The 6,591-nt window shown below is 67.4% G+C and carries 6 protein-coding genes; all 6 read left to right on the top strand.

The genetic code is table 11. The features are described from left to right. Positions 1-60 precede the first annotated feature (60 nt). Genes Q7V45_RS08355 through Q7V45_RS08380 form a run of 6 tightly spaced genes read left to right on the top strand, consistent with a single transcriptional unit; the run spans position 61 to position 6,426 of the window. The gene (locus tag Q7V45_RS08355; protein WP_304849975.1) at positions 61-570 is read left to right on the top strand and encodes a hypothetical protein; all 510 of its coding nucleotides are present in this window, start codon (positions 61-63) and stop codon (positions 568-570) included. Next, a complete protein-coding gene (locus tag Q7V45_RS08360) occupies positions 500-1,297 on the top strand; it encodes a response regulator transcription factor (protein WP_304849978.1) in 798 nt (265 codons plus the stop codon). The genes Q7V45_RS08355 and Q7V45_RS08360 overlap by 71 nt, the downstream gene beginning before the upstream one ends. Before the next feature lie 7 nt (positions 1,298-1,304). Continuing rightward, a complete protein-coding gene (locus Q7V45_RS08365) occupies positions 1,305-2,801 on the top strand; it encodes a HAMP domain-containing sensor histidine kinase (RefSeq protein WP_304849981.1) in 1,497 nt (498 codons plus the stop codon). 24 nt (positions 2,802-2,825) lie between these two features. Continuing rightward, positions 2,826-3,665, top strand: a complete 840-nt coding sequence (gene panB, locus Q7V45_RS08370; RefSeq protein WP_304849984.1) for a 3-methyl-2-oxobutanoate hydroxymethyltransferase — start codon at positions 2,826-2,828, stop codon at positions 3,663-3,665. 29 nt (positions 3,666-3,694) lie between these two features. Further along, a complete protein-coding gene (locus Q7V45_RS08375) occupies positions 3,695-5,335 on the top strand; it encodes a GMC family oxidoreductase (RefSeq protein WP_304849987.1) in 1,641 nt (546 codons plus the stop codon). Continuing rightward, a complete protein-coding gene (locus Q7V45_RS08380; RefSeq protein WP_304849990.1) occupies positions 5,335-6,426 on the top strand; it encodes a phospholipase in 1,092 nt (363 codons plus the stop codon). The genes Q7V45_RS08375 and Q7V45_RS08380 overlap by 1 nt, the downstream gene beginning before the upstream one ends. Positions 6,427-6,591 lie beyond the last annotated feature (165 nt).

The following is a 6,591-nucleotide window of genomic DNA, read 5'->3' on the forward strand; positions in this document are numbered from 1 at the left end:
GTGCCGCAAACCCGCCACATGGCCTCTTTAGGCCTGTCAGCAGGCTTTTCTTGGATGCGGATGACGATCGGATCTCTCGCAACACGGACCTTCGGCGTCGGATTGGGACTGCTGCTCCTGTCCGGCTGCGATGTGATGCGTGCGGCGCGCGACGATTTCGCCAGCCTCAACGCGCCGAAGCCACCGCCTCCCGCCCCGCGCGTGCGCAAGCCCGCACCGCAGCCGGTTACCGCGACCCGGCCCGCGAAGCCGGTAACGGCCGCGGCCGCAGCCGACGTTGCGGCTACCCCCGTACCCGCCGTCGAGACCCCGGTGCCCGTGCTGACCGGCTATCGCGAGTCCGAGTTACGAACCCTGCTCGGGCCGCCGACCAGCGTGGAGGAGCGCCCTCCGGGCAAGCAGTGGCGCTACCGCACCGGCAAGTGCACCCTCGACATCCAGCTCTATCCGGATGTCGAAACCAAGCAGTACGGAACCCTCGCGTACAAGGTGAAGAGCGATGACGACACAGACGAAGGACGACGCCTCTGCCTGGCCCAGCTCCAATCCCGGATACCGGCCGGACGCTGAGGTCGAGAGCGGCCGGCGGGTCCGCATCGCCTTCGTGGAGGACGATGACGATTTCCGCGAGGCCGCGAGCGGCGAGCTCGGGGACTACGGCTTCGACGTCGCTGCCTTCCGCGACGGCACCGGCCTGGTCGAGTTCCTGGAGACGGCCGGCGACATCGAGATCATCGTCCTCGACTGGGGCCTGCCGCGCGTCTCCGGCATCGACCTTCTCCCCAAGCTGCAGCGCGCCGGCATCAACCTGCCGGTCGTGTTCCTGACGGGACACAGCGAGCCCAACTACGAACAGCTGGCGCTGGATCGCGGCGCGATCGACTTCGTCGACAAGTCGCGCGGCGTACCGATCCTGGCCCGCCGGCTGCGCCTGATCGTCGACCGTGCCGACAAGCCGATGTCCGCGGACGGCGAAGGCAATTTCCATTGCGGTCGCCTGCTGCTGAAGCCCGCGGTCAGCCGCGCGTTCTGGGACGAGACCGACCTCAACCTGACGGTGACGGAGTTCAAGATCGTGCATACGCTCGCCGCCCATGTCGGCAGCTATGTGAGCTACCGCGCCGTCTACGACTGCATGCACTATGTCGGCTTCATCGCGGGGAGCGGTGAGAATGGCTACCGAACCAACGTCCGCTCCTGCATCAAGCGCATCCGCAACAAGTTCCGTGCCATCGATCCGGAGTTCGCCGAGATCCAGAACTACCAGTCATTCGGCTACCGCTGGGGCAAGGACTAAGCTCCCGGTGCTGCGCCGCCTCGCCGCCTCGCTCACGCTGAAGCTGGTGGTGTTGATCGGCCTGTTCGTCGCGCTGCCCATCGTCCTCTACGGGCAGTTCGAGAGCGCCGACAGCCAGATGCAGGTCCTGGTGACGCGCGCCATTCAGGACCGCAGCGCGCTGATCGCCGAGGCGCTCGCCCCGGTTCTGCGCGAGACCGACCCGTCGGAGCCCATGAACCTCAACCGCGAACTCGCCAAGTACGCGAGCAGCGGCACGGTCCTGAAGCTGATGTTCCAGCCTCCGGCAGCCCGCACGGCGAGCCGCTTCTTCCTGGTCGCTTCGGCGCCGCCGCTGGCGCCAGAGGCGGTGACGGCCGAACTGGAGGAACTCAGTCAGCGCGGCATCCTGCAACGGCTGTCGGAAGCCTGCACCTGGAACGCGTCCGACGAGATGCGCTACAGCCGTGCCGACGGCACGGTCGAGCTGCTGACCTCGATCATCCCGATCCGCGCCCGCGGCAACTGCTGGATCCTGACGACCACGCACGTCGCCTCGGATTTCCTCAATACGTCGATCGGCCGCCCCTACTGGCAGACGCGCGAAATCCGCATCGCCGCGGCGATCTATCTGGTCGGTGCCTTGCTGGCGGTGCTGGTGGCGCTGGGCATCCGCCTCAGCCTGCGCCGCTTCCGCAACGTCGCCGACGAGATCGCACTGGGCCGTGCGGCGGACGCAACCTTCGTCCAGCGCAACACCGTGCCCGAACTGTCGGGTGTCGCCCGCGACTTCGACCGGCTGGTGCACGAGCTGCGCCGCGTGTCGCGCGAGATCCGCCAGTCGGCCGAGGACAATGCGCATTCCTTCAAGACGCCGCTCGCCGCCGTGCAGTCGGCGTTGCGTCCGGTGCGCCGCGCCGTGGCCGAGGAAGACCAGCGCGCGCGCCGCGCGCTCGAGATCGTCGATTCCTCGCTGGCGCGCCTGCTGAACCTCGTGAATGCGGCCCAGCGCCATGACATGGGGACCGCCGACCTGATCGACGCGCCGCGCGTGCCGACCGACCTCGCGCTGCTCGTCGAGGACTCGGCGCGGCACTTCCGGGAAATCCTCGCGGCCCGCGAGATCGGCCTCGTGGTCAAACTCGACCGCGGCGCCATCGTCCGCACCGCGGCGGGCATGATGGAAATCGTTCTGCAGAACGTTCTGGAGAATGCCATCAGCTTCTCAGCCCCTGGCTCGAAGATCGCCGTTTCGCTGCGCGTCTCCGCCGATACGGTCGACCTGACGGTCGACGACGAGGGGCCGGGCATCGACGCCGAGAAGATCGACAGCGTCTTCCAGCGCTACTTCTCTTTGCGCCCCGAGGATGGCATAGGCAGCGACCGTGCCGTCGAACATTCGGGCCTCGGCCTCTGGATCGTGCGGCGCAACGTCGAGGCATTGGGCGGCCAGGTGAGCGCCGCCAACCGTCCCGGCGGCGGCCTGTCGATCAACATTCTGCTGCCGCGGGTCGTCATTCACTAGCCGGCTTTCGAAAGGACTGGACTCATGAGCGCCGTCACCGCAGCCAAGAGAGTGAGCACGCCGCAGATCCGTGCCCGCAAGGGCGGCGAGCCGATCGTATGCCTTACCGCCTACACCACGCAGATGGCGCGCTGGCTCGATCCGCATGTCGACCTGCTGCTGGTCGGCGATTCCCTGGGCATGGTGGTCTACGGCTTCGACAGCACGCTCCCGGTCACGCTCGACATGATGATCGCCCATGGCTCGGCCGTGATGCGCGGCGCGAGCCGTGCCTGCGTGATCGTCGACATGCCCTTCGGCAGCTACCAGGCGAGCTCCGAACAGGCGTTCCACAGTGCCGCGCGCATCATGTCCGAGACCGGCGCCAGCGGCGTGAAGCTCGAGGGCGGCGAGGTCATGGCCGCGACGGTGCGCTATCTCGTGCAGCGTGGCATCCCGGTCTGCGCCCATGTCGGGCTGATGCCGCAGGCCGTGAACGTGGCTGGCGGCTTCAAGGCGACCGGCCGCTCCGACGAGGAGGCGAAGCAGGTGACGCGCGACGCCGAGGCGATGGCCGAGGCCGGCGCCTTCGCGGTCGTGCTGGAAGGGACGCTGGAGCCGGTGGCCGCCGCCATCACGAAATCGCTTCCGATCCCGACCATCGGCATCGGCGCCTCGCCGGCCTGCGACGGCCAGATTCTGGTGTCGGAGGACGTGTTCGGCCTGTTCAGTGATTTCACCCCACGGTTCGTCAAGCGCTACGTCGACCTCGGCGGCAGGATCTCCGAGGCCGCGGCCGCCTATTCAGCCGATGTGCGGGCTCGACGTTTTCCCGCGATGGAGCATTGCTTCCTGCCCAAATCCGGTGGTCAATCCCGACCCTAGGCCTGTTCAGGAAGAGAGAAAGCAACCGGATGGAGAGTTTCGACTACGTGATCGTGGGAGCGGGTTCGGCGGGCAGCGTGCTGGCCAACCGGTTGAGCGAGGACCCCAACGTCACGGTCTGCGTGCTCGAAGCCGGCCCGCGCGACTGGCATCCCTTCATCCACATACCGGCCGGCTTCATGTACACGCTGGTCGATCCCAAGGTGAACTGGCTCTACAAGTCCGAGCCCAGCGAATGGACCGGCGGCCGTGCCATCGCCGCCCCGCGGGGCAAGACGTTGGGCGGCTCGAGTTCGATCAACGGCCACATCTACAATCGCGGCCAGCGCCTCGACTTCGACGGCTGGGCGCAGCGCGGCAATCGCGGCTGGGGCTATTCCGACGTGCTCCCCTACTTCCGCCGCAGCGAACACCGCATGGCCGGCGACGCCGACGCGACCTTCCGCGGCAGCGAGGGCAACCTGCCCATCACCGACCTCGAATGGCGCGATCCCCTGTGCGAGGCCTTCATCGAAGGCGCCGTGGAACAGGGCATCCCGCGCAACCCCGACTACAACGGCACGAAGCAGGCGGGCGTGAGCTACGTCCAGCGCATCATCAAGAACGGCCGCAGGATTAGCGCCGCCCGCGGTTACCTGCATCCCGCCATGTCGCGACCCAACCTCACGGTGCGCACCCATGCGCAGGCGACGTCGATCGTCCTCGAGGGCAAGCGTGCCGTAGGTGTGCGCTACCGCAAGGGCGGCCGCACCGGCACGCCGATGGAGGTCCGCGCAGCCAAGGAAGTGATCCTGAGCGGCGGCACGGTGAACTCGCCGCAACTCCTGCAGCTCTCGGGCATCGGCCCGGGACCCTTGCTGAAGTCGCTCGGCATCGAGGTGAAGCACGAGCTGGCGGGGGTCGGCGAGAACCTGCGCGACCACTATGCGCCGCGCTTCGTCGCGCGCGTGAAGAACGCCACGAGCATCAACGAGCGTTCCAAGGGTCTGCGCCTGGCGGGCGAGGTCCTGAAATACGTCACGACGCGCAAGGGCCTGCTGACGCTCAACCCGACGCTCATCTACGTCTTCTGGAAGTCCGACGAGAACATCGAGAATTACGACCTGCAGCTCACCTTCACGCCCGCCAGCTACAAGGAAGGCGTTCAGTCGACACTCGACGATTTCCCCGGCATGACCATCGCCTCGTGGCAGCAGCGGCCCGATTCGATCGGCTATGTGCGCGCCCGCTCGGCCGATCCGTTCGAGCACCCGGTCATCCAGCCGAATTACCTGGGCGCCGAGAGCGACCGCCGCGTGCTGCTCGCCGGCATGAAGCTGGCAAGGCGGCTGCTGGGTTCGAAGGCGCTCAGCAGATACTACGACCGCGAGGAGTTCCCCGGCTCCGAGAAGCAGTCGGATGCCGAGCTGATGCAGGCCGCCAAGGAACGCGGAACGACGACCTTCCATCTGATGGGTTCGTGCCGCATGGCGCCGGACAACGACCCGACCGCCGTCGTCGACGACCAGCTCCGCGTGCGCGGGCTCGAAGGCCTGCGCGTGGTCGATGCCTCGATCATGCCGACCATGCCCTCCGCCAACCTCAACGCCTCGGTGCTGATGATTGCCGAGAAGGCGGCCGACATGATCCGCGGCAAGCCGGCGCTCGAAGCAACCATGTTGAAGGACTGATGGCCGAAGAGGCCGCCATCGACGCCCTCTCCGCGCTGGTCCCTGCGACCCTGCGCGCCCTGCACGCCATCGAGTTCGCCAGCCGGCATCTCTCGCCGCAGAGCCTGGCGCAGATCGTCGAGGCCCTGGCCGGCCGCAACGACGATCTCGCGCCCGCCCTCGCTGCTTCGCGGGCGCTCGACTGGCCGGGACGGCTGGCGCCGGTGCGCGATCATCTCGAACGCGCGGCGGTGTTCGCCGGGGAGACGATCCAGGGTCTGCTCGCCGCTCCGGAAGCGCCGCAGCCGATCGTGGCCGCCTATCGCAGCCTGCGCGGCTATCCGCGGGCCTGCGAGGCGCTCTATCCGCTGTCGCCGTATCTTCGACCCGTCGGCAACTTCTTCCTCGAACAGCCGGCCCGGAGCGACGAAGCCCTGCAGGCGCGCCTGGCCGCCGCCGACCCGACGCGCGAGGGCGTGGGCTTCATGCATGTCGCCGGCCCGTCCGGCACGCGCGGCGCCTTCTCGCTGTACGTGCCCGAGTATTACGACCCTGCGAGGAGCTGGCCGCTGGTCGTGGCGCTGCACGGCGGCAGCGGCAATGGCGGAGCGTTCCTCTGGAGCTGGGTGCGCGAGGCGCGAACGCGCGGCTTCATCGTGCTGGCGCCCACGGCGTCGGGCAATACCTGGTCGCTGATGGAGCCGGAGATCGACGGGCCGCGCATCCAGCGCATGGCCACCGATGTCGCCAACGACTGGAATATCGATGCCTCTCGCCAGCTCCTGACCGGAATGAGCGACGGCGGCACCTTCACCTATGTCATCGGCCTGCGCGGCGATTGCCAGTTCACGCACCTCGCGCCGGTCGCCGCGAGCTTCCATCCGATGCTGATGACCTTCGCCGATGCCGATCGCATTCGCGGTCTGCCCATTCACATCGTTCATGGGACGCAGGACTGGATGTTTCCCCCGGAAATGGCGCAGGGCGCTGAACGGGCGCTGAAGCAGGCTGGCGCCGATGTGGTCTATCGCGAGATCGCGGACCTGTCGCATACATACCCCCGCGACGAGAATGCGCGGATCCTCGACTGGTTCCTGCCGCCCGCGACTTAGGTTCAGTTCTAATCCAAATGAACTCCGTCGTCTCGACCGGAGCCTCGCGCAGCGCGGCGGAGTGGAGCAACTGTATTGTTTAGAGCAGGGTGAATCGAGCCGGCTTTAAGCGAGAGCGTGCCTGTTTGGGTCCCATTTCTCGCCGCGCTGGAGCATGGTGTTTAG

It is taken from the genome of Reyranella sp. (assembly GCF_030651995.1).
Lineage (GTDB): Bacteria > Pseudomonadota > Alphaproteobacteria > Reyranellales > Reyranellaceae > Reyranella.

Excerpts from the sequence above, each read along its gene's own strand:
- Q7V45_RS08360 (WP_304849978.1), top strand. The coding sequence starts at position 500 with ATGACGACACAGACGAAGGACGACGCCTCTGCCTGGCCCAGCTCCAAT.
- Q7V45_RS08355 (WP_304849975.1), top strand. The coding sequence starts at position 61 with ATGACGATCGGATCTCTCGCAACACGGACCTTCGGCGTCGGATTGGGA.
- panB (WP_304849984.1), top strand. The coding sequence starts at position 2,826 with ATGAGCGCCGTCACCGCAGCCAAGAGAGTGAGCACGCCGCAGATCCGT.
- Q7V45_RS08375 (WP_304849987.1), top strand. The coding sequence starts at position 3,695 with ATGGAGAGTTTCGACTACGTGATCGTGGGAGCGGGTTCGGCGGGCAGC.
- Q7V45_RS08380 (WP_304849990.1), top strand. The coding sequence starts at position 5,335 with ATGGCCGAAGAGGCCGCCATCGACGCCCTCTCCGCGCTGGTCCCTGCG.